Raw genomic sequence first — 26,228 nt, 5'->3', positions numbered from 1 at the left:
AGAGGCGCCCTACCCGCGCCGAAGATAACTCACCAGCCGGTCGATCACCGGTGCATTCCTTGGCGTAATCAGGCTCACGATGATGGCCGCGGCAAAGCCTGCCGGCACGCCGAATGCCCCGGACGCGATGGGGTCCACGCCGAACCAGCGGTTGCCGAAGATCCCCGTGATGCGCGTGAAGAACGGATAGTTGACGAAAATGTAATAGACCGCGACCGCCAGTCCCGTGGCCATCCCCGCCACCGCCCCGGCCGCTGTCGTCCGCCGCCAGAAGATGGCCAGCACCAGCACCGGAAAGAAGCTCGACGCCGCCAGCGAGAACGCCGCGCCGACCAGGAACAGGATGTTCCCCGGCCGTAGCGACGTCACGTACGACGCAAACAGCGCCACCCCCAGCAGCACGATCTTCGCCGTCGTCACCCGCCGCTGATGACTCGCCTGCCGATCGACCATGTGGTAGTACACGTCGTGCGACAACGCATTGGCGATCGTCAGCAGCAGCCCGTCGGCCGTGGACAGCGCCGCCGCCAGCGCGCCCGCCGCGATCAAACCCGAAATCACGTAAGGCAACCCGGCAATCTCCGGCGCCGCCAGCACGATCATGTCCGGCTGGATCAGCACCTCGGCCCACTGCACGATGCCATCGCCGTTCATATCCCGAATGCCGAACACGGGCGGATCCACCTTGCGCCACTGCACGACCCACTGCGGCAGATCGCCATACGACGTGCCCACCAGATGGTGAAAGAACTCGTACTTGACCAGCGCCGCCAGCGTCGGCGCGGAGACGTATAGCAGCGCGATGCAGAACACCGCCCACGCCACCGAATTGCGGCTCTCGCGCACCGACGGCGTCGTATAGAGCCGCGTCAGGATATGCGGCAGGCTCGCGGTCCCAAGCATCAGGCAGAACACCAGCAGCACGAAGTTCAGCCGCTTGGTCGCGCGCTCCTCCTCGGTCGCCGCCGGATAAGGCTCCGTCGACGGCGTCGAGGGCTGGCTCCGTGCCAGCGCCTCGTCGCGCATCAGCGTCCATTGCTGAAGCGCATCGGCCGCGTCCACCGGAAACGTCGCCCGCTCCCGCTCGACGGTCTTGATCTCGCGCAACGGCGCATTCCGCACCCGCAACTCCAGCAGCCGCGCATCGAGCGCGGCGCGCTCTTCGTCGAACGACTGCGGCAGACGCGCGATCCGCTCGTCGAGTGCCCCCGCCTGCCGGCGAAAGATCTCGCGGACCTGGATCTCGGCCGGCGACTGTTCGAGCGCCTGCTCCTGCCTGTCCAGCTGACTGAGCAGCGACCCATAGCTGACCTGCGGCAGGATCTCGCCATGATGCTTCCAGGCAATCAGCGACACGGTCAGCAGAAACGCGACGATCAGCATGATGTACTGCGCCACCTGCGTCCACGTCACCGCCCGCATGCCGCCGAGAAACGAACACACCAGAATGCCCGCCAGCCCGAAGAACACCCCGACCGCGAACTCCACGCCGATAAAGCGCGTCACGATGAGCCCCACGCCCTGGATCTGCGCAACCAGATAGACGAACGAACACAGCGACGCCGCCAGCACCGCGATCGCGCGCACGGGCAGATTGCCGCCCGGCTTGCCATTGCCATACCGCGCCGCCAGGAAATCGGGAATCGTGTAGCCGCCATACTTGCGCAGATACGGCGCAAGCAGAAACGCCACGAGGCAATAGCCGCCGGTCCAGCCCATCACGTAGGCCAGCCCCTCATACCCCGAGGCAAACAGAATGCCCGCGAGCCCGATGAACGATGCCGCGCTCATCCAGTCCGCGGCAATCGCCATGCCGTTGAACATCGCCGGCACGCGCCGCCCCGCGACGTAATACTCGTTGAGGTCCGAAGTTCGGCAGATCAGCCCGATGCACGCATAGATCGCGATCGTGACGAAGAGGAACACATACCCAAGCCACAGCGCATCGGCATTGGAATGCTCGAGCAACCCCATCATCGCGACGAAGCCCAGCAGCCCCAGCGTGAAGAGGCTGTAGTAGAGCATCAACCGGCGGCGGAATTTCGACTGCGCGTCAGACATGAAGGTGGCGACCGATGAAGAACGCGCTCGGCAAAATGCCAGACAAGCGCGGACAGAAAAGCGCCCCTCTCCCGCTAGGCGGCAGAGGGGCGCATGGCGTCAGGCACTCGGCCCAGCCTCGGCGGACAGAACTTACTGTGCCTGCTTCAGCTGATCGAGAATCGCCGGATTCTCGAGCGTGGACGTGTCCTGCGTAATCTCTTCGTTCTTGGCCAGAGACCGCAGCAGACGACGCATGATCTTGCCCGAGCGCGTCTTCGGCAGGTTGTCGCCAAAGCGGATGTCCTTCGGCTTGGCGATCGGACCGATCTCCTTGCCCACCCAGTTACGCAACTCGGCCGCAATCTTCACGGCCTCTTCGCCCGTCGGCCGCGAACGCTTGAGCACGACGAACGCGCAGATCGCCTCGCCCGTCATGTCGTCGGGGCGGCCCACCACGGCGGCCTCGGCCACCAGCGAGTTCGCCACGAGCGCGGACTCGATCTCCATCGTGCCCATGCGGTGGCCCGACACGTTCAGCACGTCGTCGATGCGGCCCATGATCGTGAAGTATCCGGTGTCCTTGTCGCGGATCGAGCCATCGCCCGCCAGATACAGCTTGCCGCCGAGTTCTTCCGGGAAGTAGCTCTTCTTGAAGCGCTCCGGATCGCCCCAGATCGTCCGGATCATCGACGGCCACGGACGCTTGACGACGAGAATGCCGCCGCTGCCGTTCGGCACGTCCTGCCCGGTCTCGTCCACGATCGCGGCCATGATGCCCGGCAGCGGCAGCGTGCACGAACCCGGCACCAGCGGCGTGGCACCCGGCAACGGCGTGATCATGTGCCCGCCGGTTTCGGTCTGCCAGAACGTATCGACGATCGGGCAACGCTCGCCGCCGATATTCTTGTAGTACCACATCCATGCTTCCGGATTGATCGGCTCGCCCACCGTGCCCAGCAGGCGCAGGCTCGACAGATCGTACTGGCGCGGATGAATCTTCTCGTCGGCCTCGGCCGCCTTGATCAGCGAACGGATCGCGGTCGGCGCGGTATAGAAGATCGACACCTTGTGGCGCTGGATCATGTCCCAGAAGCGGCCGGCATTCGGGAACGTGGGCACGCCCTCGAACACGACCTGCGTCGCGCCCGCCGCCAGCGGACCGTACGCGATATAGGTGTGCCCCGTGACCCAGCCGATATCGGCGGTACACCAGAACAGGTCGTCCGGCTTGATATCGAACGTCCAGCGCATCGTCATGAGCGCCCACAGCAGATAGCCGCCCGTGCTGTGCTGCACGCCCTTCGGCTTGCCGGTGGACCCCGACGTGTACAGCACGAACAGCGGATGCTCGGCATCCACGGGCTCGGCCGGGCACGTATCCGGCTGGCCGGCGGACACATCCTCCATCCAGCGGTCACGGCCTTCGGTCCAGGCGACCTTGCCGCCCGTGCGGCGATACACGACCACATGCTTCACGGCTTCGCAGCCGCCCAGCGCGAGCGCCTCGTCGGCAATGGCCTTCAGCGGCAGCGCCTTGCCCCCGCGCATCTGCTCGTCCGCGGTAATCAGCGCCACGGCGCCGACGTCCACCAGACGCTCCTGCAGGGACTTCGCCGAAAACCCGCCGAACACGACCGAATGCGTGGCCCCGATGCGCGCGCACGCCTGCATGGCCACCACGCCCTCGACCGACATCGGCATGTAGATGACCACGCGGTCGCCCTTCTTGATGCCAAGCGCCTTCAGCCCGTTGGCAAAGCGGCTGACGCGCGCGAGCAGCTCGTTGTAGCTGACGCGCGAGACGGCGCCGTCGTCCGCCTCGAACACGATCGCGGTCTTGTCGCCAATGCCCTTCTCGATATTCCGCTCGAGGCAGTTGTACGACGCGTTGATCTGCCCGTCCTCGAACCACTTGTAGAACGGCGCGTTGCTCTCGTCGAGGACCTTCGTGAACGGCTTGTGCCAGTGGAGCAGGTCGCGCGCATGGCGCGCCCAGAAACCCTCGTAGTCGCGGGCCGCTTCGTCGCACAGCGCCTGGTAGGCCTCCATGCTCGGGATCGAGGCGGTCTTGGCGAGCGACTCGGGAGGATTGAAAACGCGATGCTCCTGCATCACCGACTCGATGGCGGACATGAGGTTGTCTCCTGATCTGGATGGAATGCTTTTGGCTGCAAGGTACGCCCGGCGCCTTACTCAAACCTGACGGTCGAAGGAACGGTCTCGCTCGGCGGCATGCTGCGACGCAGCAGCAAGCCGGGCGCGCATGTGCAGTCGGCTCCATTAGGCTAGCACAGCTACAATGCCGCGAGCCACCCGCAATCGCGCAGACCGTATTGCGCCAACGCACGCCTCCCTGCTTCGCCAACGTGTCCTTCCACGCCCTGTTATTGATCGCCGCGATGGCCCTCGTCGGCAGCAACGTCGGCCTCGGCAAGTCCATCATCGCCGAGGTCCCCGTCCTGCTGTTCGCGCTGCTGCGGTTCGTCATCGCCATCGTCTGCCTCGTGCCGTGGTATCGCCCCGCCCGCATGCGCGCGGTCTCGCGCGCGGAATGGCGCAACCTCTTCCTGATGGCGTTCTTCGGCACGTTCGGCTTCACGCTGCTGATGCTCGGCGGCGTGCGGCTGACCAGCGCGATGGCCGCGGGCGTGATCACGAGCACGATCCCAGCGACCGTGGCCCTGCTGTCATGGCTGCTGCTGCGCGAGGCGCTGTCGCGCCGGACCGTCGCCTCGGTACTGCTGGCGGTCGTCGGCATCGCGGTGCTCAATATCGCGCGCGGTGGCGATGGCCATGGTGCGGGCCACGCCGCCGATGGCGGCACGCATGCACTGCTCGGCAACCTGATGATCCTCGGCGCCGTGGTCTGCGAATCGATCTACGTCATCCTGTCGCGGCGGCTGTCCCAGTCGCTCGCCGCGATCGAGATCTGCGCGTACACGCACCTGATCGGCGGTCTGCTGATGCTGCCGCTCGGCATCGTGCCGCTGCTGTCGTTCGATGCGGCTGCCGTCTCTCCGCATGTCTGGGCGCAGATCGTCTGGTACGCGCTGTCGGCAAGCATCTTCTCGTTCTGGCTCTGGATGAAGGGCATCCGCCATGTGCCCGCGCAGCTGGCCGGCGTGTTCACCTCGGTGCTGCCGATCGCGGCGGCGGTCTACGGCATCGTGTTTCTGGGCGAGCGGCCAGGCTGGGCGCATGGCGTCGCGCTGGCCTGCGTGCTGGCGGGCATCGCCATCGCCAGCTGGCCCGGGCCGATCGCGCGGCGCGCGATGGCCGCCCCCCGCGCTGAAACAATCGGTAGCGAATCAGCGGGGCCGAAAAGGTAGGGTAAACGGCAGGCAGACGGTACAATCGACGCCGCTTTGAATGTCTGCAACGAATGTCCGCCATCCAACCGTCCGCATCCTCCATGGCCCACACTCCCCTGCGTCCCATCCCCAGCATCATCTTCGCCTCGCGCTGGCTGCAACTGCCGCTCTACCTCGGCCTGATCGTCGCGCAGGGTGTCTACGTCTATCACTTCCTGATCGAGGTCTGGCATCTGGTCTCGCATGCGGCCACGTTCGACGAAGCCAAGATCATGCTCGTGGTGCTCGGCCTGATCGACGTCGTGATGATCTCGAACCTGCTGATCATGGTGATCGTGGGCGGTTACGAGACCTTCGTCTCCCGCCTCGGCATCGACAACCACCCCGACGAACCGGAATGGCTCGACCACGTCAACGCCGGCGTGCTCAAGGTCAAGCTGTCGATGGCGCTGATCGGCATCTCGTCGATCCACCTGCTCAAGACCTTCATCGACGCCGAACAGCGGTCGGAACACACGATCATGTGGCAGGTCATCATCCATCTGGCCTTCCTGCTGTCGGCGGTCGCCATGGCATGGGTGGACCGCATGACGTCGCATCCCGCGCCGGCCCACGACCCCGCCGGCACGGCGGGCGCTCCCGCCACGGCCGATCACTGACACCCGTCGGACGGCCCAGGGCGATCGTCCGGCCGCCCGATGTCGCCCCGGCCCCACATCCGGGCACCTCTCGGGCACCTCTCGGGCGCCTCTCGGACACGAAAATGGCTGTCGACGCCTGTATGCAACCGGGCAGCCGCGCCGCGCACGGTGTATCATCCGGGGCTGTGTTTCACCGCAGCCCCACCCCCACAAAATGACAGTCATCAAGCAAGAAGACCTCATCCAGAGCGTCGCCGATTCCCTGCAGTACATCAGCTATTACCATCCGATGGACTACATCACCAGCCTGGGCCGCGCCTACGAGCTGGAGCAGAGTCCGGCCGCGAAGGATGCGATCGCGCAGATCCTGACCAACAGCCGCATGTGCGCCGAAGGCAAGCGTCCGCTGTGCCAGGACACCGGCATCGTCACGATCTTCGTCAAGGTGGGGATGGACGTGCGCTGGGATGGCGCCACCATGGGCCTGACGGACATGATCAACGAAGGCGTGCGCCGCGGTTATACGCACCCCGACAACGTGCTGCGCGCGTCGATCGTGAACCCGCCCGAAGGCGGCCGCAAGAACACCAGGGACAACACCCCGGCCGTGATCCACTATGAAGTGGTCCCCGGCAACACCGTGGATATCCAGGTCGCGGCCAAGGGCGGCGGCTCGGAGAACAAGTCCAAGTTCGTGATGCTGAATCCGTCGGATTCGATCGTTGACTGGGTCCTCAAGACCGTGCCGACGATGGGCGCCGGCTGGTGCCCGCCCGGCATGCTGGGCATCGGCATCGGCGGCACCGCCGAGAAGGCCATGGTCATGGCCAAGGAATCGCTCATGGAGTCGATCGACATCCACGAGGTGATCGCCCGCGGCCCGAAGGACTGGATCGAGGAAATGCGCGTCGAGCTGTACGAGAAGGTCAACGCGCTCGGCATCGGCGCGCAGGGCCTGGGCGGCCTGGCCACCGTGCTCGACGTCAAGATCATGGGCTACCCGACCCACGCGGCCTCGAAGCCCGTGGCGATGATCCCGAACTGCGCGGCCACCCGCCACGTGCACTTCACGCTGGACGGCAGCGGCCCGGCCCAGCTGGAAGCGCCGGACCTGTCGGCCTGGCCGAAGGTGGAATGGGCACCGGACACCGAAACGTCGAAGCGCGTCGATCTGAACACGCTCACCCCCGAGGAAGTCGCCTCGTGGAAGCCGGGCCAGACGCTGCTGCTGAACGGCAAGATGCTGACCGGCCGCGATGCCGCGCACAAGCGCATCGCCGACATGCTGGCCAAGGGCGAGAAGCTGCCCATCGACTTCACGAACCGCGTGATCTACTACGTCGGCCCCGTGGATCCGGTCCGTGACGAAGTGGTTGGCCCGGCAGGTCCCACCACCGCTACCCGTATGGACAAGTTCACCGAGACCATGCTCTCGGAGACGGGCCTGATCTCGATGATCGGCAAGGCCGAACGCGGCCCCGTCGCCATCGAGGCCATCAAGAAGCACAAGTCGGCATATCTGATGGCCGTCGGCGGCGCCGCCTACCTGGTGTCCAAGGCCATCCGCGGCGCGAAGGTCCTGGCCTTCGAAGACCTCGGCATGGAAGCCATCTACGAGTTCGACGTCAAGGACATGCCCGTGACCGTCGCCGTGGACAGCTCGGGCACCTCGGTCCACAAGACCGGCCCCGCGGAATGGCAGGCCAAGATCGGCAAGATCCCCGTCGCCACCGCGTAATACATCCCCGATGTCCCCCCTCTCCCCCGGGAGAGGGGCCACTTCCCCTCTGCGTTGAACCCCTCCCCGATCGGCGTCTTCGATTCCGGCCTCGGCGGCCTCTCCGTGCTGCGGGAGATCCGCGCGCTGCTGCCGCACGAATCGCTGCTGTACGTCGCCGACTCGCGCCACGCACCCTACGGCGAAAAACCCGAATCGTTCGTCGAATCCCGCACGCTGGACGTCTGCGAATGGCTGGTCGCGCAAGGCTGCAAGGCCCTCGTCATCGCCTGCAATACCGCGACGATGCACGCGGTGCAGGCCGTGCGCGCGCGCTTCACCACGCTGCCCGTCATCGGCGTCGAGCCGGGCCTCAAACCCGCGGCCGCGGCCAGCCGCAGCAAGGTGGTCGGCGTGCTGGCCACCGCCAACACGCTCAAGAGCGACAAGTTCAACCGGTTGCTGGGCACGCTGCAGCACGCCAGCCGCTTCGTCTGCGAAGCGGGACTCGGCCTCGTGCCGATGATCGAGCAGGGAGATATCGACAGCGCCGCGATGCGCGCGCGCCTGCAGTCGCTGCTCGCGCCGATGCTGGACGCGGGCGCCGATACGCTGGTGCTCGGCTGCACCCACTATCCGTTTCTGACGCAAACCATCCGCGAGATGGTCGGTGACCGCCTGACCATCGTCGATACCGGCGTGGCCATCGCGCGCCAGCTTGCGCGCAAGCTCGCCGAGTTCGATCTTGCCGCCCCGTCCGACGCCGCACCGCGAGACCGCTATGTCTCCACGCGCGACGCCGCGCATCTGCGGGCCATGGCGGCAGCACTGCTCGGCGTCGATGCGGCCGCCGAAACTGTGACGATCGGTACCGACCTCACTGCGTAAAGCCGAGCGGCCGATGCTGCCGCACCTCGGGCTTCACCGCATGCTCCTGCCGCAGCTGCGCCAGAAACTCGTCGGCCGTCAGCGCTTCCCCCAGCACCACGCCCTGCCGCTTGACCGTCGCGAAGTCGCCGGGCGTCAGGCAGTCCATCGCCAGCAGCTCGGCGCGAATCGCATCGGTCAGGGCCGCCTCGTCGCCTGCCAGCGCTTCCTCGACGAACATCCGTACCCGCTGCGCGGGCTGCAGTGCCTGAAAACGGATCTTGAACGAGAAGCGCCGCAGCGCCGCTTCGTCGATACGATCGAACAGGTTGGTCGTGCAGATGAAGATGCCGTTGAAACGCTCCATGCCCTGCAGCATCTCGTTGACCTCGGACACCTCGTAGTTGCGCACCGCGCGCTGCCGGCTCTGCATGAAGCTGTCGGCCTCGTCGAGCAGCAGCACCGCGCCATCCTCTTCCGCGCGCGCGAACATCGCGGCGATCTGCTGCTCGGTCTCGCCCACGTACTTGCTCATCAGGTCCGATGCGCGGCGGATCATCAGCGGCAGGTCGAGCGCGCTCGCGATATGTTCGGCCAGCGCGGTCTTGCCGGTCCCCGGCGGCCCGTAGAAACACAGCGTGCCGCGCTGCCGCGCCCCGAGCGCGGTAATGATCTTGTCCACGGCAAAACGCGTCTCGAGGTGCAGGTTGTCGAGCCGATAGTGCGTGACCACCGCGCGCGCCTCGGCCTCGGGCCGCATGCCCATCGCGCGGTCGGCATGCTCCAGTTGCCGCAGGATCAGCGCCTCGGTCGGCTCCTCCACGCTCGGCCGCGCGAGCTCGACGAACCGCGCCGCCGATTGCACCTGCGCCGGCGTCAGCGTCTTGCGCGCGGCCAGCGTGGCAATGAACGCATCGCTCACGTCGAGCGCGCCCAGATGCTTGCGGATGATGTTCTCGCGCACGAGCGGCGGCGGAATCTTGAGTTCCAGGTGGAACTGAAAGCGACGCAGATACGCGGGATCGATCTGGCGGATCGAATTCGAGATCCAGATCACGGGCACCGGATTCTGCTCGAGCGTCTGGTTGACCCACGCCTTGCCGTTCACGGACGCGCGCGTATCCTCCTGCCCGAACAGGCTCATCAGCTCGCGCGCGCTGCCCGGAAACACGTCCTCCACCTCGTCGAACAGCAATGCCGTGCGCGGCCGCCCGCGCAGAAAGGCCTGCGATACCTGCAGCGATCGATAGCGGTCGCGCCCGGACAGGCTGTTGCCGTCGCGATCGAGGCAATCGACCTCGTACAGTTCGCACCCCGCCTCGCGCGCGATCAGCCGCGCGAACTCCGTCTTGCCGGTACCGGGCGGCCCGTAGATCAGCACGTTCACGCCGGCCGCGCTCTGGCGCGTGGCGTTGCCGAGCAGCGCGGACAGGTACCGCGCATCGGTTTCCACATGCGGATAGTCGCCCGTGCCGAGTGTCGGCGCCGCGGCGGGCCGCGTGAAGACGGCCATCATCTCGGCCTCGGTCGCATAGTTGCCGAGCAGCACATGCAGCAGCCGGTCGGACAGGCGCATCAGGTCGCCCAGATCGGTCACGCTGTTCTCGGGCAGCGGCTGCTCGATCAGGTTCAGCGTCTCCAGCCGCGAGCCGGGCCGCAGCGACATGGCCACCTCCCCCGCGCTCGCACCGGTCAGTCCCGCGAGAATCTGGAACGCCTCCTGGCTGTGCGCGACCTTGCAATCGACCATCACCGCGCGCAGGTCGCGCTTGTACTTGGCCAGCGCCGCATAGAGCAGCAGCTTGCGTTCATGGTCGGGCAGGTTGAGCACGTGACTCAGCATGTCGATATTGCGCACGAGCAGCACGCGCTCGCCCTGCAGGCGCCCCGCGATCGCGGAGGCCGACGCGTCGAACACCGCGAACATGTCCTTCGCATGGTGCTTCACGTACTCGTCGAGGTAATAGAACAGCGCGCTTTCGTCGAAGGCGCTGTTCCACTGGCCATGCCGGTCGAGAAATTCCTCGGGCGTCAGGCGCGAGGCGCCCTTCCACGCGGGCATGTCGGCGCAGCGCGCGGCGAGGAACCGCTGCACGCGCAGCACCACGCCGTATGGCCACACCATTTCCTGCGCGCTCACGGTCAGCACGTCGTTGATATTGCTGCGCAGGTTGAAGCGCGGGCCCAGCGTGCAGACCACGCGCAGCGCAAACTGCGCGCACATCCAGTCGAGCGCGGAACTCGACGCCGCCCCAGTCGTCGGACGTAGCAGCGTGGAGCGATCGTCTTCGGCGAAGCGTGTGAAGTCCATGCCTGTTCCCTTCGCACGGGATGTAGCCGGCGGACCCTTGTCGCGTCGCGCCTGCCTACCCGGTTACGTTCGCGGTGTTCTCTCGCAGTCTGTTAATCGTAGCGCGCTTTAGGATTTGCGTGACATCCGCGAGAACCCGCGCAGGGCGCGTCGCACGGACGTTTGGAGCGGGCGGCCACATTGCGGAATGGAACCTTCGGCCACAACGATCCGCTGCGTGCATTGCACAATGCGCAACAAATAAGAATCATTATCGTTTATACTGCTGCGCTGATAACGCTGCCCCAGAGTGGCGCTTCCCCTTCGGATTCGTGTATTTCGAAGTGCCTTTCGGAGCGTTTATCATGGAACTGCTGCTTAGCCTGCTGGTTGGTTGTGGCATCTCGCTGATCCTGTTCTATCGCAAGTAACGCGCGGTAGTTCTAGTTGCCCTTCACATGTTCGATCAACGTTTTCTCAAGATCACCGTTGCTGTTCTGCTGTTTCACGCGGGGCTGCTGTACCTGATCCAGAGCGGTCTCGGCCGCAAGATGACCGAGGCGATCATCGCGCCGGAAATCATCGCCCATATCATTCCGATGGAGCCGCCCAAGGCGCCGCCCGCGCCGGAGCCTCCCAAGGCCAAGCCCGAGACGCCGCCCAAGCAGGTGAAGGTGGTCACGCCGCGCCCGACGCCGCAGCCGCCGAAGCCCGCGATCGAGCCGGCGCCGTCGCTGCCGCCGTCGCCCACCGCGATCGAGGCACCGCCCGCGCCGCCTGCGCCGCCCGCGCCCGAGCCCGCCCCCGCGCCGCCCCCGGTCAGCGCCGCGCCGCGCGCCATCGGCATCGGCGAGGTACAGTGCTCGCAGCCGGCCCCGACCTATCCGCGCCAGTCCATCCGCCTCAACGAGACCGGCACGACAATGATTCGCCTGACGATCGACGAAGGTGGCCGTATCTCCAAATCGAGCATCACGCAATCGAGCGGTTCGTCGCGACTCGACGAGGCCGCGCTCGACGCCGTTCGCCGCATGCGCTGCCAGCCCTATATGGACAACGGCCGGCCGATCTCGGTCACCGCGGTGCAGCCGATCAATTTCGAATTGAAGTAGCCATCCCATCAACGTAAGTGCCCGGTTCGCCCGGATCTCCAAACAACAGACTCATCAGGAACAACCATGCAGGACCTCGGACTCTCCCACCTCTGGACGCAAGGCGATTTCGTCATGCGCGCGACCGCGATCATTCTGCTCATCATGTCCCTTCTGTCCTGGATCGTGATTCTCACGAAGGCGTGGGATCTGGTCCGTCTCAAAAAGATGGCGCATGGCGCGGAAAAGCGCTTCTGGCACTCGGACGAATTCGACCACGCGCTGGAAACGCTGGGCTCGAACGACAGCAACCCGTTCCGCATGCTGGCGCTGACCGGCAAGGAAGCCGCGCAGCATCACCGCGCAAGCCAGCCGCAGCTGCATGACGCGATGGATATCTCGGACTGGCTGACGCGCTCGCTCAAGAGCTCGATCGACGAAGCCGTGTCGCGCATGCAGTCGGGCCTCGCCGTGCTGGCATCGGTGGGCTCCACCGCGCCGTTCGTCGGCCTGTTCGGCACGGTGTGGGGCATCTATCATGCCCTGATCGGCATTGGCGCCTCGGGCGTCCCGACCATCGACAAGGTGGCCGGCCCCGTCGGTGAAGCGCTGATCATGACCGCCTTCGGCCTGGCCGTGGCCATCCCGGCCGTGCTCGGTTACAACGCGCTGTCGCGCGGCAACAAGGGCGTGATCTCGAAGCTCAACCGTTTCGCGCACGACCTGCACGCCTACTTCATCACCGGCGCGCGCCTGCGCCCGACCGCCCGTGGCGCCGCCTCCGATGACGCTTCGGTGCGCCTGGCCGTCAAGAACTAAGCTGCAAAGAGGAATCCATCATGGCATTCGGCACGCTCGACGGGGACGATGACGAGGTGATGAGCGAGATCAACATGACGCCGCTGGTGGACGTCATGCTGGTGCTGCTGATCATCTTCATCATCACGATTCCCGTGATCAACCACGCGGTCAAGATCGATCTGCCGCGCGCGACCAACCAGCCCAACGACACGAAGCCCCAAAACATCAACGTGGTCGTCGATGCGCAGGGCAAGGTGTACTGGAACCAGCAGGAGGTCGACCAGCCCACGCTGGAAGCGAACATCGCGCAGGCCGCGCAGCTGCAGCCGCAACCGGAACTGCATCTGCGCGCGGACCGCGACGTCCGCTACGAGGCGGTCGCGGAAGTCATGGCCGCCGCGCAGCATGGCGGCCTGGGCAAGATCGGCTTCATCACCGAGCCCAAGCGCTGAGCGCGGGGGTTTCGGCAAAAAAAGGGCATCCGCGTGGATGCCCTTTTTTATTCGCCGCACGCCACCGACGCGCCGATCGAACAACCGTGTAAATGGATGTGAACACGCTTGTAATGATAACGGTTCTCATTTATGATCACTCCATCAATCGATCAATGGATCGCGTCTGGAGAAGAACATGAGCACTCTCAGCCTGCCAATGCAGCAACCGCGAGAAGTCTCGCGTCGCCGTCTGTCGCTTCGTCGTGTGGAGGTTGCCCCGCAGCAGCCCCGCCGCGAAGCCTCTTCGGCCATGGCGTCGGTCCGCTCGGCGGTCGCCGCCCTGCCCGCCCGCCTGGAAGCGCTGATGCGCGTGGAAACCATTGCGCCGGCCGCGCAGACGACTGCGCCCGCCGTGCCGCTGGAATCGCTGATGCAAGGCGCGACGACGCTGCCGATCCTGCATAACGGCGACGTCTATACGCTGCGCATCACGCGCTATGGGAAGCTGATCCTGACGAAGTAGGTTCGCCGGATAGAAGACCTGCCGACCTGCCGAAACATCGCCCCGCGGACATTGCGCCCGCGGGGTTTTTCATTGTGCTACGGGCGCTGAATGGCTCAGATGCCCAGCGCGGCAATGCCGGCGCGCGCGATCTGCGCGTCTTCGGTGGACTTCACGCCCGACACGCCGACGGCACCCACGTACTGGCCGTTCACGACGATGGGCACGCCGCCCTCGAGCATGCCCTGCAGGTTCGGCGCCGTCAGGAACGAGTAGCGGCCATTGTTGATCATGTCCTCGTAGATCTTGGACTCGCGGCGGCCCATTGCGGCCGTGCGCGCTTTCTCGGTGGCGATATAGGCCGAGATCGGTGCCACGCCGTCGAGTCGCTGCAGGGCGAGCGGATGGCCGCCATCGTCCACCACGGCGATCGTGACAGCCCAGTTATGAAGCTTGGCTTCCGCTTCGGCGGCCGCAACCAGCTTCTTCACGTCGTCAGCCGTCAGTACGGTCTTTTGCTGCATACCCTCTCCTAAGGTGTGTCATCAAGGTCGAGGCCGCAGTATATCGTGCGACGTGCGCGCGCCCGCCGACAAAGCGCGTCCCATCGCGCCGCCGCTCGCGAACATCGCACAAAAAAAGCCCGCCTGGCGGCGGGCTTCTTCAGCGAGGGGAAATCGCCGGCGGACGATCAGGCGCCGTCCGTGAACGCATCGCGGCGATCGGTCACGCGCGCGCCGTCGGTGAACGGATCGGCCCGGCCATGCGCGCCGTCGGGCACGTAGCCATCCCGATTGCTGATGCGCGCGCCATCGGTGTACGGATCGGGGGCGGCCACGCGGTTCGTGGTGGAGTATGCGTTGTCGGCGTTCATCGGCGCGGCGATGGCCGATGCCGAGGCGGCACCGAGTGCAAGAAGCGCGACAGAAGCGACTGCGGTAGCAATGCGTTGGATGGACATTTGGGAATCCTCTGCGTTCGTGGACGCTGTTCGTTGGTGACACGGCATCGTTGCAGTGCAGCAGCGATGTCACGAAAGCAGTGTAGGTGGTAACCCTGAGCCACTCGGCCAATGTGATTGATCGGTCTGGTCAAATAAATTGAGCGTCGAATTTTAGTTGGAACCGACACGCGCAATTTCCATTCATCGAATGTCGGAAAATGCTGACGCCCCTCTACCAAAGAACCGTGTGCATCCAACAAAAAAGCCCCCGAAGGGGCTTTTTCGCAGGCATGTATTTCGAATCAACGGTGGCCGTGACCGCCGTGGTAACCGCCGTGATAGTGGCCGTAGCCGCGATAGCCGGGGCCGTAGTAGTAGCGCGGGCCAGCATAGTAGCCAGGACCGTAGTAGACCGGGGCCGGACGTACCACCACCGGCGGCGGGCCATAGTAGACCGGGGCCGGGGCCACCACGACGGGCGGCGGCGGCGAGTAGTAGGCGGGCGCAGGCGGGTAGTACGCGGGACCGCCGACGACGACGCCAGGGACGCCAATGCCGATGTCCACGTTCACACGGGCCATTGCAGCGCCAGACGCCAGCGCGGCGGCCACACCAAATGCTGCAAGGAACCAGCGTTTCATGATCGTTGCCTCGTAAAGTGAGCTTTGATGAGGCGTATTCTAGCGCTCGGCAAAAATTCAGGTGAAACCGCACGCGCTACATTGTTACCGCCGGTAACAGCCAGATCACATGATGCCGGCGATGCGTCGTGCTTGCGGAGTCGCGCCTAAGCCACCACAATATCGGGCTTGCCATGCGGCCGTGGAGAAATTGGTAGACTCAGCAGACTTAAAATCTGCCGCCTTTCCAGGCTTACGGGTTCGAGTCCCGTCGGCCGCACCAGAGCACCCACCATCGCCCCACCACCGCCCCGCCATCGCCCCACCCTCGGCCTCGGGTCCGCCTCGGATCGCCTCGGATCGCCTCAGATCACCGCGTAGCAGAGCAGCGCGCCACCCACCATCAGGAACACGAACAGCACCGCCGCCAGGCCGAGCGGCTTGCGCCCCGCGCGTAGCAGATCGCCGATGCGTGTGTGCAGACCGATCGCGAGCATCGCGCAGGCCAGCATCCAGTTGTCGAGCGCGATCAGCGGCGTCTTCCAGTCCTGCGGCACCAGCGATGCCGAGTTGAGCGCCATCACCGCGACGAACCCCAGCGCAAACCAGGGCACCGCGCGCAGCAGCGCGCGCCAGTCGCGCGCCTTGGCCCGAGCCTCGCCATCGCCCTCGGCAGCCTTGCCCTGCGGCCACAGCGCCATGATCAGCAGCAGCGGACCGAGCGCAAGCACGCGCACCATCTTGGCCACCACGGCCGCATCGGCGGTCGCGTCGCTGACCATCTTGCCCGAGGCAATCACCTGCGCCACCTCGTGCAGCGTTGCCCCCGTGAAGATGCCGAACGCACGCTCGGTGATCGCCAGATGCCAGTGCTGCGTGGCCAGTTCGTAGAGCCACGGATAGAGCAACATGCCGACCGTGCCGAACAGCACCACGGTCGCGACCGCGACCGCCGTCTGCCGATCGTCGGTACGCACCACGGAGGACACGGCAATCGCCGCCGCCGCGCCGCACACCGCGCTCCCCGCGCTGACGAGAATCGCCTCGCGCCGCGACAGACCGAAGAACGTCGAGCCCACCCACGTGCCGAGCAGCAGCGTCGCCACCAGCATCGTCAGCGGCACCACGACGCCCGCCGCGCCCAGCGCGGCGATGGCGCCGAACGTCAGGCGCAGGCCGTAGAGCGCCACACCCAGACGCAGCAGATGATGCCGCGCGAGCTGCATGCCCGGGCCGAGCGGCGCGAGCCAGTGCCGCGGCATCGTGTTGGCCGCGACCATCCCCGCGCACATCGCCAGCGTCAGCGCGCTCAGGCCATACCGCGACACCGCCGGATGATCGGCCAGCGTCATCATCAGCCACGCGATGCCGCCCAGCGGAACCAGCGCGATCAGACGCGTCGGCCACGAGGCGACGGCCGGAGCGGAAGGCGTGGACGGCGTGGAAGCAGCGGCGGGCGCGGAAATGGGGTTCGAGGACATGGCAGTGGGGGGAGGTCTGCGTCGATGTCCCTAAGCGTAGTGATCGCCGCTCAATCAGTAAAACGGGTAATATCGTTATGCCTTAACTGTTTTATCGATAGAACAATGGAATACCGCCCGCTTCGTCTCACCCTGCGCCAGCTTTCCGTGTTCGTGGCCGTCGCCCAGCACGGCAGCACCATCGCGGCCGCCGAGGCGCTGGCGATGTCGCAGTCCGCGGTCAGCGCCTCGCTCGCGGAACTGGAACGCGCGCTCGACGGCCCGCTGTTCGACCGGGTGGCGCGGCGGCTCAGCATCAACGAATCGGGGCGCCAGTTCTTTCCGCGCGCGCTATCGCTGCTCGACCAGGCACACGAGCTCGAGCGCTTCTCCGCGCAAAGCGGCGTCGCACTGCGCATCGCCGCCAGCAATACCATCGGCAGCTATATCCTCCCGCCTCTGCTCGCGGGCTTCCGCAACGCGCAGCCGGGCCCCTGCTCACTCGACCTGCGCATCGGCAATACGCAAGACGTCCTGCAGTCGCTGCTGCAGTTCGAGGTCGATATCGGGCTGATCGAAGGCACGAGCCACGAGCGCGAACTGCGCAGCGTGCACTGGTGCGACGACGAAATGGTGGTCGTGGTGGGGCCTTCGCATCCGCTGGCGCTGGCGTCGCAGCGGCCGGAGACGCTGCACGACATGCTGCGGGAAGCCGACTGGATCGTGCGGGAACCGGGCTCGGGCACGCGCGAGATCATCGAGTCGCGGCTCGTGCCCGCGCTAGGCACGCTGCGCTATGCGCTGGAACTGGGCAATGCGGAAGCGATCAAGCGCGCGGTGATGAGCGGTTTCGGCGTGAGCTGCCTGTCGTTGCACGTGGTACGCGACGAGATCGCGCGCGGGCTGCTGCTGCCGCTACGGGAAGGATTGCCGCCCATCATCCGGCCGCTGCAGCTCGTGGTGCATCAGGACAAGTATCCGACGCAGGGGTTGCTCGCGTTCAGCGAGTACCTGCGCGCGGCGGCGCCGGGAATCAGTGCGTAATGCCAAAGCAAAACGGACCAAAGCAAAACGGCGTCGTTTTCACGACGCCGTTCGGCAAAACAGAACACTTGGAGGCGGAGGTCGGAATCGAACCGGCGTACACGGCTTTGCAGGCCGCTGCATAACCACTCTGCCACCCCGCCTTAGGGAACTGGAGCGGGAGACGAGTCTCGAACTCGCGACCTCAACCTTGGCAAGGTTGCGCTCTACCAACTGAGCTACTCCCGCATACGACTTGCTTTACAACATGCTCGCCGGCGTATGCAAACCGTCGAACAACTTAACCTGGAGCGGGAGACGAGTCTCGAACTCGCGACCTCAACCTTGGCAAGGTTGCGCTCTACCAACTGAGCTACTCCCGCAGGGTCCTGCATACTACTGAAAAGCAGACAATCGCGCAACATCTTTTAACTACGCATTATCGTGCTTCGTTCCGACGCCAAAACCGTTTAATCTTGCTCGATTCGTTTGCGTCAGCAGCAGCGAGAACGAGATTATTGCAAAGACCGAACGGCCCCGTCAACAACTTTTTTAATCCGATTTACTTTTGCGTGCGTGCGCCACTCACGACACTGGCGCGCTCGCGAATCTGCGGCCATGCGAGCTTCATGTAGTAGAACATGGACCACAGCGTCAGCACCGCCGCCACGTAGATCATCCAGCCGCCGAGCACCGACGCATCGAAGCCGAACAGCGAGTCATGGAACAGCAGCAGCGGAATCGCGATCATCTGCACCATGGTCTTGAGCTTGCCCAGGAAATTCACGGCCACGCTGCGCGAGGCGCCAATCTGCGCCATCCACTCGCGCAGCGCGGAAATCGTGATCTCGCGGCCGATGATGACCAGCGCGATCAGGTCGGCCACGCGGCCCAGTGCCAGCAGCGACAGCAGCGCTGCGGTGACCATGAGCTTGTCCGCCACGGGGTCGAGAAACGCGCCGAAGGCCGACGTCTGGTTCCAGCGCCGGGCCAGGAACCCATCGAGCCAGTCCGTCACGGCGGCGACGATAAAGAACGTGGCTGCGGTGACGTTCTTCATCGGCATCGGCATCCATGCCTCGGGCAGGTAATAGACGCCCACCACGAGGGGAATCATGGCCACGCGAAGCCAGGTCAGCAGAATGGGAATGTTCAGTGGCATGGAGCGGAGGGCGACGGAGGCTGGGCCGGGTCGATCAATGGAATGCCGCGATTGTCGCCGATTTCCGCCACCGCATGCCAATTCGTGACTTCCGGTCCCTCAATGCAGCTGGCGATAGATCTCCTCGGCCAGCGCGCGCGAGATACCCTCGACGCTCGCGAGTTCGTCGATGCTCGCCGCCATGACGCCGCGCAGGCCGCCGAATCGCGTCAGCAGTTTTTGACGCCGGCGCGCACCGATGCCTTCGATCTCCTCCAGCCGCGACGTGGTGCGCGCCTTCGCGCGCTTGGCGCGCATGCCCGTGATCGCGAAGCGGTGCGCCTCGTCGCGGATCTGCGCCACGAGCATCAGCGCCGCGCTGCCCTGCCCGAGTTCGAGCGAGGGCCTGCCGTCCGCGAAGATCAGCGTCTCGAGCCCGACCTTGCGGCCTTCGCCCTTGGCCACGCCCACGAGCAGGCCGATATCGAGCCCGAGTTCCTCGAACACCTGCCGCGCGACCTCCACCTGCCCCTTGCCGCCATCGATCAGCACGATGCGCGGCATCTTCGAGCGCTCTTCCGCCACGGCCGTGCCAGGCTCCGCGCCGGCGTCTTCCTGCATCTGCTCGACGAGCTTCTGGTAGCGTCGCGTCAGCACCTGCCGCATCGCCGCGTAATCGTCGCCGGGCGTGATGTCGTTGATGTTGTAGCGCCGGTACTCGCCGTTCTGCATCGCGTGGTGATGGAACACGACGCACGACGCCTGCGTGGCCTCGCCCGCGGTATGGCTGATGTCGAAGCACTCGATGCGCAGGGTGGCAAGGTCCTCCAGATCGAGGGCGATGGTCTCGGCCAGCGCGCGCGTGCGCGCCTGCTGGCTGCCCTGCTCCGCCAGCCGCCGCGACAGGGCAAGCGCGGCGCCCTGCTGCGCCATCTCGAGCCACACGCGCCGCTGGCCCTGCGGCTGGCGCACGAGCGCGACCTTGCGGCCCGCCTGCATCGAGAGCGCCTCCACCACCGCGCCATCGGCGGGCATATGGCTGACCACGATGATCGGCGGCGCGCCCTGGTCGAGGTAATGCTGGATCATGAACGCCGACAGCACGCGCGCGGCGACCCGATCCACTGCGCGATCCACCGATAAGTCCGCCCCGGCCTCCACGACCTCCACGGCCTCCGCTTCCTCGCCGTCCTCGACGATGACCGCCGCCTCGTCGGCATGCGCCGGGAAATAGGCCTTGTCGCCTAAATGCCGCCCGCCGCGCACCATCGCGAGGTTGACGCACGCGCGCCCCCCCTCGACGGCCACCGCGAGGATATCGATATCGCGCGCCTGCCCCACTTCCTCCACGGCCTGCCGCTTGAGCACCGTCGACAGCGCGCCGATCTGGTCGCGCACGGCCGCGGCCTGTTCGAACTCCAGCTGCATCGCATGCGATTCCATCTTGGCCTGCAGCGCGGCCAGCACCTCGTTCTCGTGGCCCTGGAGAAAACGCGCGGCATTGCCGACGTCGCGCGCGTAGTCCTCTTCGGTAATCGCGTTCACGCACGGCGCCGTGCAGCGATGGATCTGATGCAGCAGGCAGGGACGCGTGCGGTTGTTGAAGACGGTGTCCTCGCACGTGCGCAGCTGGAACACCTTCTGCAGGATCTGCATGCTCTCGCGCACCGCATACGCGCTCGGGAACGGCCCGAAGTACTGGTGCTTGCGGTCCGTCGCGCCGCGGTAGTACGCCATGCGCGGAAACTTGTGCGAGGTCAGCTTGAGCAGCGGATAGGACTTGTCGTCGCGGAACAGGATGTTGTACCGCGGCGCGAGCGCCTTGATCAGGTTGTTCTCGAGCAGCAGCGCCTCGGCCTCGGTGCGCACCACCGTGGTCTCGATGCGGGCGATCTTGCTCACCATCAGCGCGATGCGCGGCGACAGCTGCGTCTTGTTGAAATAGCTGGAGACGCGCTTCTTCAGGTCGCGCGCCTTGCCCACGTACAGCACGTTGCCGGCCGCGTCGAAATAGCGGTAGACACCGGGCAGGCCGGGCAGGCGCGCGATGATCGGCCGCGCGTCGAACACGGCCTCCCCGACCGGCTCTACCGGCTCGGCCGGATCGGCCTGCTCGGCGGCGTCCGCGTCGGTCAGCGCATCGGCAATCTTGGGTTCTGCGGGCGTGGCGGGATCCTGCTCGGGCATCGGATTCGAATGGAGGTAAGGCTGGGGATAAGGCTGGGGACGTTCTAGAATCGCAAGTTTAGAGCATTCCTTTGCCGGCCTCCCGCATGACTATCCGCTCCTGGGACATCTTCTGCACCGTCGTCGACAACTTCGGCGATATCGGCGTCTGCTGGCGCCTCGCGCGCCAGCTTGCACAGGAGCACGGCCACGCGGTCCGCCTCTGGGTCGATGACCTGCACAGCTTTGCGCGCCTGGCGCCCGAAATCGATCCCACCGCCCCCACGCAACGCCTGTCGGGCGTGGAAGTCCGGCCATGGCAACAGGGGACCGATGCCCCCTTCCCGGCCGAAGACGGTTTCCTGCCGCACGACGTCGTGGTCGAGGCCTTCGCCTGCGACCTGCCGTATGCGCTGCTGCAGCGCATGGCCGCCGCGCCGCGCAAACCCGTATGGATCAACCTCGAGTACCTGAGCGCGGAGTCCTGGGTCGCCGAGCACCATCGCATGGCATCGCCGCATCCGCGCCTGCCGCTCGTCAAGCATTTCTTCTTTCCGGGCTTTGCGCACGATACCGGCGGCCTGCTGCGCGAGTCGATGCTCGGCGCGCAGCGCGACGCGTTCCTGTCGAGCCCGGCCGCGCTGGCCGCGCTCTGGCATCGGCTCGGCTTCCAGCCCGTCGCCGGGGCGCTGCGGGTGAGCCTGTTCGCCTACGAGAATCCGATGCTCCCCACCCTGCTCGCGCAGTGGCGCGACGGCGCGGAACCGGTGCAGTGCCTCGTCCCGCAGGGACTCGCCGCGCAGCAGGCCGCGCAGGTGCTCGGCACGGCGGCCACGCCGGGCACCCGTCATGCGCAGGGCAACCTGACGCTCAACGTGGTGCCGTTCGTGCGGCAGGAACTGTTCGACGAACTGCTCTGGGCCTGCGACGTCAACTTCGTGCGCGGCGAAGACTCGCTGGTGCGGGGGCTATGGGCGGCGCGGCCGCTTGCGTGGCATATCTATCCGCAGGACGAGCATGCGCACCGCGTCAAGCTCGACGCGTGGCTGGCGCGCTTCGCACGCGCCGGCGTGGCCCCGGAGACCGCCGCGGCCATGACCGGCCTGTGCCACGCGTGGAACGCCTACGACGACTACGCCGATCCGGCACGGCAAGTGGCCGCATGGGAGGCGTTTCGCGCACAATTGCCGGCCCTCGCCAAGGGCACGGACCGCTGGCAGCGGCAGCTTCAGCACTTGGGCGATCTGGCCGCCAACCTGGTGTCGTTTTGTGAAATTCAGGTAGAATAGCCGGTTGATTTCCGTGGCGAGTCAGTGAGCAGCCACAGCGTCGCCCGCCTTACACGATACTCCGGGGACGCAACCACCCCCCGGACAGATTTTTTCAGGAAACGGATCAAATGAAGATCGCACAGGAACTCCGCGTCGGCAACGTGTTCATGATTGGCTCGGACCCGATGGTCGTGCAGAAGGCCGAATACAACAAGTCGGGCCGTAACGCCGCCGTCGTGAAGATGAAGTACAAGAACCTGCTGACGGACGCCCCGGGCGAGTCGGTGTTCAAGGCCGACGACAAGTTCGAAGTGGTCGTGCTCGAGCGCCGCGAGTGCACCTACTCGTACTTCGCCGATCCGATGTACGTGTTCATGGACACCGACTACAACCAGTACGAAGTCGAGAAGGACAGCATGGGCGACTCGCTGAACTACCTCGAAGACGGCATGAACGTCGAAGTGGTGTTCTACAACGACAAGGCCATCTCGGTGGAAATGCCGACGACCCTCGTGCGCGAGATCGTCTACACCGAACCCGCCGTCAAGGGCGACACCTCGTCGGGCAAGGTGCTCAAGGGCGCCAAGATCAACACCGGCTTCGAACTGCAAGTGCCGCTGTTCTGCAACATCGGCGACAAGATCGAAATCGACACGCGCACCGGCGAATACCGCAGCCGCGCGAACTGATCTCGCACGCTCGATAAAAAAGGCAGCCTCGGCTGCCTTTTTTTATTGTTGTCCCCGCCCGGTCATGCGATCAGGTCATGGCTCTTGAGCAGCGCCAGCGCCGCGCGGTACTCGGGCTCCTGCTGCAGGCGATTCCACTCGAGCGGCTTCCTGCGGCCGAACAGCTTGCGGATACGGCGCTGCGACGCCTTGCCGATGCGCACGTCCAGCTCCGCGAGCAGTTGGTCCGCGCGATCGGGATGATTGCAGATCAGCACCATGTCGCAGCCGGCATCGATCGCCGCGCGCGCGGCCTGCGTGACGGTGCCCGCAACGCTGGCGCCTTCCATGCTGAGGTCGTCGCTGAAGATCACGCCTTCGAAACCGAGCTGCGAGCGCAGGATGTCCTGCAGCCAGAAGCGCGAGAAGCCCGCCGGATTCGGATCGACCCTGGGATAGATCACGTGCGCGGGCATCACCGATGCCAGCGCCTGCCCCATCCAGTCGTAGGGACGTGCATCGCGTTCGAGGATCTCGTCGAGCGAACGCTCGTCCACCGGCACCGCGACGTGCGAGTCCGCCGCGACGAAACCATGCCCCGGAAAATGCTTGCCGCAGTTGCTCATGCCCGCGAGCAGCAGGCCATGCGTCAGGTGATTCGCCAGCATCGTCACCACGCGGGGATCCGCATGGAACGCGCGATCGCCGATCACGCCGCTACTGCCGTAATCGAGGTCGAGCACGGGCGTGAAGCTCAGGTCGATATCGCAGGCGCGCAGCTCGGCTGCCAGCACGTAGCCGCACGCGATCGTGGCCTTGGTGGCCGCCAGCACGTCCTGATCCCACAGCGCGCCAAGCTTTGCCATCGCGGGCAGATGCGTGAAGCCGTCGGTCTTGCAGCGCTGCACGCGGCCGCCTTCGTGGTCGATGCAGATCAGCACGTCCTGCCGCACCTCGCGGATGGCGCGCGTGAGCGCCACGAGTTGCGCGCGCGACTCGAAGTTGCGCGCGAACAGGATCACGCCACCCGTCAACGGATGCGCGATACGGCGGATATCCTCGTCATCGAGCTGCTTGCCGACGACGTCGAGCACTACCGGGCCCGGCCGCTTGCCGGAGGTCTTCTTGTTCATAGTGTCTGATTGGATTCGTTGGAGGGCACGCCACGCTCGGCGATCGCGAAGGCGACCGCATACGCGTGTTCGTCGCTGACACTGACCCGAATGGTCAGCCCGCGTTCCCGAACCCACTCGGCCAGCTCGCCCGAGCAGACCGGCGTGGGCTCGCCCGACGGCAGGTTCACCAGTTCCATCGCGCGCCACGTCATGGGCCAGCGCATGCCGAGGCCGATGGCCTTGGAAAACGCCTCCTTGGCCGCGAAGCGCGTGCACAGGAACGCGAGCCCGCGCTTTTCCGAGCGTGCCTTGCGTGCGTGATAGATCTTGAGTTCGCGTGGGCCGAGGATCTTCTCGGCAAAGCGTCCGCGCGTGCGCTCCATCACGCCGCGCACGCGGTCGATCTCGATGATGTCGGTGCCGATGCCGGAGATCACGCGGACTTTCCGGCGAACGTCGAAACCGACGGATAGCGCGTACCGAGGCGCGCGGCGACCATGATGGCCTTCATCTCGCGCACCGCGTTCTGCCAGCCCGCGAACACCGCGTGGGCGACGATCGCATGGCCGATATTGAGTTCCTTGATGCCCGGCAGCGCCGCGATCGGCTGCACGTTCGTGTAATGCAGGCCATGACCGGCATTGACGATCAGGCCGTGGTTCTCGCCGGCGACCACGCCCGCCGCCACACGCTCGAGTTCCGCGGCCTGCTCCGCCGCATCGTGCGCATCGGCATAGCGGCCGGTGTGCAGTTCGATGACGGGCGCGCCGACGGCCTTCGACGCCGCGATCTGTTCGGGATCCGGATCGATGAACAGCGACACGCGGATGCCCGCCGCCGCAAGCTGGCGGCATGCGGCTTCCACCTGCGCGTAGTGCCCCACCACGTCGAGACCGCCCTCGGTCGTGACCTCCGTGCGCTTCTCGGGCACGAGGCAGACGTCCTGGGGCTGGATCTCGCATGCGATATCGAGCATCTCGGCGGTAATCGCGCATTCCAGGTTCATGCGCGTGGCGAGCTTCGGGCGCAGCGCGCGCACGTCGGCATCGCGGATATGGCGACGGTCCTCGCGCAGGTGCAGCGTGATCAGATCCGCGCCAGCCTCCTCGGCCTGCAGCGCGGCCTGGATCGGATCGGGATAGACCGTACCGCGCGCGTTGCGCAGCGTGGCCACGTGGTCGATGTTGACGCCGAGGTCGATGACGCCGGGATTCGCGTGGAAAATCATGCTGTCTTCATTAGAGGAATTGCAGGTCGATCAGGATCTGCCGCGTTTTCAGCGGCACGCCCTGCAAATGATAATGCAGCAGGAACCGCATCAGGCCACGGCTCTGCGCGACGGTCTGCGCGCGCCCGTAATCGTCCTGTGCCATATCGAGCAGGGTCTGGCCCGACACCACCGGCCAGCTGGACGGATCGCTCGCCTGCGCGCGGCGCACGCCGCGTTCGGGCTGGTACACATAGTCGAGGCCGGGCTGCACGCGTTCGTCCGTGCCCGCGCAGCGGTCGAACGCCACGGCAAACCCGGTCTCCTGCAGCAGCACGCGCTCGAAACTCCGCAGCACGAGCCCCGCGGCCTCGCCATGGGCCAGCCGCGTGAGCGTGATCATGTAATGCTTGAACAGCGCGGGATGGGCATCCTCGCGCGGGCAGAACCGCAGCAGCAGCTCATTGAGGTAGAAGCCGGAGAGCAGCGCATCGCCGGCCATCGGCAGCATGCCCCCGACGTACTCGGCCTTCGTCAGCGTCTTGACTTCGCCGCGGCCGCTCCAGGACAGCGAGATCGGATGAAAATGCTGAAGCACGGCGCGCAGCGCGGAGTGCGGACGCTTGGCGCCCTTGGCGACCATTGCCATCCGGCCATGATCGCGCGTGAAGACATCGAGGATCAGGCTCGTTTCGCGGTACGGATAGGCATGGAGCACGAAGCCCGTCTCGTTCGTGACGCGCGCCTCGCTGCGCGCGGGCACGATGCGCATCGCGCGGTCCATCATCTCGCGCCCGAGCGCGACGGAAGCGCTCATGGACGGCACCGCCTGCGTGGCAAGCAGCTCGGCGGCCTCCTCGGCAATGGGATCGGCGCGGCGCACGTTGCCGGCGCCGCGGCGCGCTTCAGCCATGCCC

Annotated in this window: 24 protein-coding genes and 4 tRNA genes; 12 read left to right on the top strand and 16 right to left on the bottom strand. The window is 65.8% G+C overall.

What is annotated here, in order from left to right:
* Positions 1-9 precede the first annotated feature (9 nt).
* A complete protein-coding gene (locus tag FOB72_RS03060) occupies positions 10-2,061 on the bottom strand; it encodes a sodium:solute symporter family protein (protein ID WP_150371182.1) in 2,052 nt (683 codons plus the stop codon).
* Positions 2,062-2,193: 132 nt separating this feature from the next.
* Positions 2,194-4,176 carry an acetate--CoA ligase gene (acs, locus tag FOB72_RS03055; protein ID WP_150371181.1) on the bottom strand — a complete coding sequence of 661 codons (1,983 nt, stop codon included), beginning with the start codon at positions 4,174-4,176 and terminating at the stop codon, positions 2,194-2,196.
* A gap of 266 nt (positions 4,177-4,442) precedes the next feature.
* On the opposite strand from acs, the gene FOB72_RS03050 reads away from it, so the two are divergent.
* The 4 genes from FOB72_RS03050 (at position 4,443) to murI (ending at position 8,600) form a co-directional block, all read left to right on the top strand.
* Complete coding sequence (locus FOB72_RS03050; RefSeq protein ID WP_263364767.1) at positions 4,443-5,372, top strand: DMT family transporter; 930 nt, start codon at positions 4,443-4,445, stop codon at positions 5,370-5,372.
* Between the two features lie 83 nt (positions 5,373-5,455).
* Entirely contained in the window at positions 5,456-6,013 is a 558-nt protein-coding gene (locus FOB72_RS03045; protein ID WP_150371179.1) for a TIGR00645 family protein, read from the top strand.
* Between the two features lie 196 nt (positions 6,014-6,209).
* Entirely contained in the window at positions 6,210-7,733 is a 1,524-nt protein-coding gene (locus FOB72_RS03040; RefSeq protein ID WP_150371178.1) for a fumarate hydratase, read from the top strand.
* A gap of 54 nt (positions 7,734-7,787) precedes the next feature.
* Positions 7,788-8,600 carry a glutamate racemase gene (gene murI / locus FOB72_RS03035; protein WP_150371177.1) on the top strand — a complete coding sequence of 271 codons (813 nt, stop codon included), beginning with the start codon at positions 7,788-7,790 and terminating at the stop codon, positions 8,598-8,600.
* Here the strand turns inward: murI and FOB72_RS03030 are convergent.
* Complete coding sequence (locus FOB72_RS03030) at positions 8,590-10,890, bottom strand: AAA family ATPase (RefSeq protein WP_150371176.1); 2,301 nt, start codon at positions 10,888-10,890, stop codon at positions 8,590-8,592. The two genes, murI and FOB72_RS03030, sit on opposite strands and share 11 nt — an antisense overlap.
* A gap of 437 nt (positions 10,891-11,327) precedes the next feature.
* Here FOB72_RS03030 and FOB72_RS03025 point away from each other — a divergent pair, with 437 nt between their 5' ends.
* The 4 genes from FOB72_RS03025 (at position 11,328) to FOB72_RS03010 (ending at position 13,718) form a co-directional block, all read left to right on the top strand.
* Positions 11,328-11,981, top strand: coding sequence for an energy transducer TonB (locus tag FOB72_RS03025; RefSeq protein WP_150371175.1), 654 nt, complete (start codon positions 11,328-11,330; stop codon positions 11,979-11,981).
* Positions 11,982-12,047: 66 nt separating this feature from the next.
* Positions 12,048-12,779 carry a MotA/TolQ/ExbB proton channel family protein gene (locus FOB72_RS03020; protein ID WP_150371174.1) on the top strand — a complete coding sequence of 244 codons (732 nt, stop codon included), beginning with the start codon at positions 12,048-12,050 and terminating at the stop codon, positions 12,777-12,779.
* A gap of 20 nt (positions 12,780-12,799) precedes the next feature.
* Positions 12,800-13,213 carry an ExbD/TolR family protein gene (locus tag FOB72_RS03015; RefSeq protein ID WP_150371173.1) on the top strand — a complete coding sequence of 138 codons (414 nt, stop codon included), beginning with the start codon at positions 12,800-12,802 and terminating at the stop codon, positions 13,211-13,213.
* 178 nt (positions 13,214-13,391) lie between these two features.
* Positions 13,392-13,718 carry a hemin uptake protein HemP gene (locus tag FOB72_RS03010; RefSeq protein WP_150371172.1) on the top strand — a complete coding sequence of 109 codons (327 nt, stop codon included), beginning with the start codon at positions 13,392-13,394 and terminating at the stop codon, positions 13,716-13,718.
* A 95-nt stretch (positions 13,719-13,813) separates the two neighbouring features.
* Here FOB72_RS03010 and FOB72_RS03005 read toward each other — a convergent pair whose 3' ends face one another.
* From FOB72_RS03005 to FOB72_RS02995, 3 genes are all read right to left on the bottom strand, one after another.
* A complete protein-coding gene (locus FOB72_RS03005; RefSeq protein WP_150371171.1) occupies positions 13,814-14,221 on the bottom strand; it encodes a GlcG/HbpS family heme-binding protein in 408 nt (135 codons plus the stop codon).
* A 167-nt stretch (positions 14,222-14,388) separates the two neighbouring features.
* On the bottom strand, positions 14,389-14,658 hold the full coding sequence (locus FOB72_RS03000; protein WP_150371170.1) for a hypothetical protein: 270 nt from the start codon (positions 14,656-14,658) through the stop codon (positions 14,389-14,391).
* Between the two features lie 284 nt (positions 14,659-14,942).
* A complete protein-coding gene (locus tag FOB72_RS02995) occupies positions 14,943-15,281 on the bottom strand; it encodes a hypothetical protein (RefSeq protein ID WP_150371169.1) in 339 nt (112 codons plus the stop codon).
* 175 nt (positions 15,282-15,456) lie between these two features.
* On the opposite strand from FOB72_RS02995, the gene FOB72_RS02990 reads away from it, so the two are divergent.
* A tRNA-Leu gene (locus FOB72_RS02990) sits at positions 15,457-15,543 on the top strand.
* 82 nt (positions 15,544-15,625) lie between these two features.
* Here the strand turns inward: FOB72_RS02990 and FOB72_RS02985 are convergent.
* Positions 15,626-16,741 (bottom strand): YeiH family protein, encoded by a 1,116-nt coding sequence (locus tag FOB72_RS02985; RefSeq protein WP_150371168.1) that lies wholly within the window; start codon positions 16,739-16,741, stop codon positions 15,626-15,628.
* Positions 16,742-16,846: 105 nt separating this feature from the next.
* Here FOB72_RS02985 and FOB72_RS02980 point away from each other — a divergent pair, with 105 nt between their 5' ends.
* Complete coding sequence (locus tag FOB72_RS02980; RefSeq protein WP_150371167.1) at positions 16,847-17,764, top strand: LysR family transcriptional regulator; 918 nt, start codon at positions 16,847-16,849, stop codon at positions 17,762-17,764.
* A 69-nt stretch (positions 17,765-17,833) separates the two neighbouring features.
* Here FOB72_RS02980 and FOB72_RS02975 read toward each other — a convergent pair.
* The 5 genes from FOB72_RS02975 to uvrC form a co-directional block, all read right to left on the bottom strand.
* Positions 17,834-17,907, bottom strand: a tRNA-Cys gene (locus tag FOB72_RS02975).
* Between the two features lie 9 nt (positions 17,908-17,916).
* Positions 17,917-17,992, bottom strand: a tRNA-Gly gene (locus FOB72_RS02970).
* Positions 17,993-18,050: 58 nt separating this feature from the next.
* A tRNA-Gly gene (locus tag FOB72_RS02965) sits at positions 18,051-18,126 on the bottom strand.
* Positions 18,127-18,305: 179 nt separating this feature from the next.
* Positions 18,306-18,905, bottom strand: a complete 600-nt coding sequence (gene pgsA / locus FOB72_RS02960) for a CDP-diacylglycerol--glycerol-3-phosphate 3-phosphatidyltransferase (RefSeq protein WP_150371166.1) — start codon at positions 18,903-18,905, stop codon at positions 18,306-18,308.
* A 99-nt stretch (positions 18,906-19,004) separates the two neighbouring features.
* A complete protein-coding gene (uvrC, locus tag FOB72_RS02955) occupies positions 19,005-21,071 on the bottom strand; it encodes an excinuclease ABC subunit UvrC (protein WP_150371165.1) in 2,067 nt (688 codons plus the stop codon).
* An 86-nt stretch (positions 21,072-21,157) separates the two neighbouring features.
* Between uvrC and earP the strand changes: the two genes are divergently transcribed.
* Both earP and efp read left to right on the top strand, forming a co-directional pair.
* Positions 21,158-22,339, top strand: coding sequence for an elongation factor P maturation arginine rhamnosyltransferase EarP (gene earP / locus FOB72_RS02950; RefSeq protein WP_150371164.1), 1,182 nt, complete (start codon positions 21,158-21,160; stop codon positions 22,337-22,339).
* A 110-nt stretch (positions 22,340-22,449) separates the two neighbouring features.
* Positions 22,450-23,010, top strand: coding sequence for an elongation factor P (efp, locus tag FOB72_RS02945; RefSeq protein ID WP_150371163.1), 561 nt, complete (start codon positions 22,450-22,452; stop codon positions 23,008-23,010).
* Positions 23,011-23,072: 62 nt separating this feature from the next.
* On the opposite strand, the gene nagZ is transcribed toward efp, so the two are convergent.
* From nagZ to recO, 4 genes are read right to left on the bottom strand one after another with little or no spacing between them, the layout of a single operon-like run.
* Positions 23,073-24,122, bottom strand: coding sequence for a beta-N-acetylhexosaminidase (gene nagZ, locus FOB72_RS02940; RefSeq protein ID WP_150371162.1), 1,050 nt, complete (start codon positions 24,120-24,122; stop codon positions 23,073-23,075).
* Entirely contained in the window at positions 24,119-24,541 is a 423-nt protein-coding gene (gene acpS / locus FOB72_RS02935) for a holo-ACP synthase (protein WP_150371161.1), read from the bottom strand. Before acpS ends, nagZ begins: the two co-directional genes overlap by 4 nt.
* Positions 24,538-25,332 carry a pyridoxine 5'-phosphate synthase gene (gene pdxJ, locus FOB72_RS02930; protein WP_150371160.1) on the bottom strand — a complete coding sequence of 265 codons (795 nt, stop codon included), beginning with the start codon at positions 25,330-25,332 and terminating at the stop codon, positions 24,538-24,540. Before pdxJ ends, acpS begins: the two co-directional genes overlap by 4 nt.
* A gap of 10 nt (positions 25,333-25,342) precedes the next feature.
* Entirely contained in the window at positions 25,343-26,224 is an 882-nt protein-coding gene (gene recO, locus FOB72_RS02925; RefSeq protein WP_150371159.1) for a DNA repair protein RecO, read from the bottom strand.
* Positions 26,225-26,228: the final 4 nt, after the last annotated feature.

Origin of the sequence: Cupriavidus pauculus (assembly GCF_008693385.1) — a bacterium.
In the GTDB taxonomy this organism is placed as follows: domain Bacteria; phylum Pseudomonadota; class Gammaproteobacteria; order Burkholderiales; family Burkholderiaceae; genus Cupriavidus; species Cupriavidus pauculus_D.
The sequence above is the reverse complement of the archived record's forward strand: the minus strand, read 5'-3'. Positions and strand labels throughout refer to the sequence as shown.

Bases quoted from the DNA above. Each gene is read 5' to 3' on its own strand.
- FOB72_RS03000 (WP_150371170.1), bottom strand. From the start codon at position 14,658: ATGTCCATCCAACGCATTGCTACCGCAGTCGCTTCTGTCGCGCTTCTT.
- pgsA (WP_150371166.1), bottom strand. From the start codon at position 18,905: ATGCCACTGAACATTCCCATTCTGCTGACCTGGCTTCGCGTGGCCATG.
- FOB72_RS03005 (WP_150371171.1), bottom strand. From the start codon at position 14,221: ATGCAGCAAAAGACCGTACTGACGGCTGACGACGTGAAGAAGCTGGTT.
- acs (WP_150371181.1), bottom strand. From the start codon at position 4,176: ATGTCCGCCATCGAGTCGGTGATGCAGGAGCATCGCGTTTTCAATCCT.
- recO (WP_150371159.1), bottom strand. From the start codon at position 26,224: ATGGCTGAAGCGCGCCGCGGCGCCGGCAACGTGCGCCGCGCCGATCCC.
- nagZ (WP_150371162.1), bottom strand. From the start codon at position 24,122: ATGAACAAGAAGACCTCCGGCAAGCGGCCGGGCCCGGTAGTGCTCGAC.
- FOB72_RS03050 (WP_263364767.1), top strand. From the start codon at position 4,443: ATGGCCCTCGTCGGCAGCAACGTCGGCCTCGGCAAGTCCATCATCGCC.
- uvrC (WP_150371165.1), bottom strand. From the start codon at position 21,071: ATGCCCGAGCAGGATCCCGCCACGCCCGCAGAACCCAAGATTGCCGAT.
- FOB72_RS03025 (WP_150371175.1), top strand. From the start codon at position 11,328: ATGTTCGATCAACGTTTTCTCAAGATCACCGTTGCTGTTCTGCTGTTT.
- FOB72_RS03015 (WP_150371173.1), top strand. From the start codon at position 12,800: ATGGCATTCGGCACGCTCGACGGGGACGATGACGAGGTGATGAGCGAG.
- FOB72_RS03020 (WP_150371174.1), top strand. From the start codon at position 12,048: ATGCAGGACCTCGGACTCTCCCACCTCTGGACGCAAGGCGATTTCGTC.
- FOB72_RS03060 (WP_150371182.1), bottom strand. From the start codon at position 2,061: ATGTCTGACGCGCAGTCGAAATTCCGCCGCCGGTTGATGCTCTACTAC.
- efp (WP_150371163.1), top strand. From the start codon at position 22,450: ATGAAGATCGCACAGGAACTCCGCGTCGGCAACGTGTTCATGATTGGC.
- FOB72_RS02980 (WP_150371167.1), top strand. From the start codon at position 16,847: ATGGAATACCGCCCGCTTCGTCTCACCCTGCGCCAGCTTTCCGTGTTC.
- FOB72_RS03045 (WP_150371179.1), top strand. From the start codon at position 5,456: ATGGCCCACACTCCCCTGCGTCCCATCCCCAGCATCATCTTCGCCTCG.
- earP (WP_150371164.1), top strand. From the start codon at position 21,158: ATGACTATCCGCTCCTGGGACATCTTCTGCACCGTCGTCGACAACTTC.
- FOB72_RS03040 (WP_150371178.1), top strand. From the start codon at position 6,210: ATGACAGTCATCAAGCAAGAAGACCTCATCCAGAGCGTCGCCGATTCC.
- pdxJ (WP_150371160.1), bottom strand. From the start codon at position 25,332: ATGATTTTCCACGCGAATCCCGGCGTCATCGACCTCGGCGTCAACATC.
- FOB72_RS02995 (WP_150371169.1), bottom strand. From the start codon at position 15,281: ATGAAACGCTGGTTCCTTGCAGCATTTGGTGTGGCCGCCGCGCTGGCG.
- FOB72_RS02985 (WP_150371168.1), bottom strand. From the start codon at position 16,741: ATGTCCTCGAACCCCATTTCCGCGCCCGCCGCTGCTTCCACGCCGTCC.
- FOB72_RS03030 (WP_150371176.1), bottom strand. From the start codon at position 10,890: ATGGACTTCACACGCTTCGCCGAAGACGATCGCTCCACGCTGCTACGT.
- FOB72_RS03010 (WP_150371172.1), top strand. From the start codon at position 13,392: ATGAGCACTCTCAGCCTGCCAATGCAGCAACCGCGAGAAGTCTCGCGT.